The 902-nt window shown below is 73.5% G+C and carries 1 rRNA gene; it reads right to left on the bottom strand.

Annotated elements, in window-relative coordinates:
- Positions 1-782: 782 nt before the first annotated feature.
- Positions 783-899: ribosomal RNA gene (gene rrf, locus ACJTNH_RS20735) — 5S ribosomal RNA — on the bottom strand.
- Positions 900-902: the final 3 nt, after the last annotated feature.

Genomic DNA, 902 nt, shown 5'->3' with positions numbered 1-902 from the left:
GCCCACCCTGCGGGCGGTCACCGGAAGGACGGCGGTCCTGCCACGCCGGACGATCACCCGAGGGACGCCCACCCTGCGGGCGGTCACCAGAGGGACGGCGGTCCTGCCACGCCGGACGATCACCCGAAGGGCGCCCACCCTGCGGGCGGTCACCAGAGGGACGGCGGTCCTGCCACGCCGGACGATCACCCGAAGGGCGCCCACCCTGCGGGCGGTCACCGGAAGGACGACGGTCCTGCCACGCCGGACGATCACCCGAGGGACGCCCGCCCTGGGCCCGGCCACCCGAAGGACGGCCGCCCTGCGACCGATCACCGGACGCGCGACGGTCTTGCGACCCCGATCGATCGCTGGACGGGCGCCCGCCGGAAGACGGGCGCCCCCACTCGCCGCCGGCGGCTCCGCCCCTGGCCCGGTAGGCATCGTCACGTGACGACCCCGCTCCGCCACGTCCACCGTCGGTCGGCCGTGATCCGCGATGCCCCGCAGGTCGAGCCGGTCGCCCGCTGCCGGCCCCCTGCCGGGGACCCGCAGCGCCGCCTCGGGCGCCGCCACCGCTGTTGCCGCGGCCTCGCTCCGGGCCGTCCGAACCGCGTCGCGGAGTAGTCATGGTGTCTGGGTACCTCACTGATGAACGGCGCACTCCCGAGGAAGCGCCTGGAGCGGCGTCGGGCCACCGACGCTTCGCGCTCGCGAAGACATCTGGCCGTCGACGAAGAACGGACAAACGCACGAAACGGGGGCCGGAGCGCGAAGCTCCGACCCCCGTTTCGTTGAGTTGTGTCCGGCGGCGTCCTACTCTCCCACCCGGTCCCCCGGGCAGTACCATCGGCGCTGAAAGGCTTAGCTTCCGGGTTCGGAATGAGACCGGGCGTTTCCCTTTCGCCATGACCGCCGTAACG

Source organism: Modestobacter lacusdianchii, from assembly GCF_054177765.1.
The sequence above is the reverse complement of the archived record's forward strand: the minus strand, read 5'-3'. Positions and strand labels throughout refer to the sequence as shown.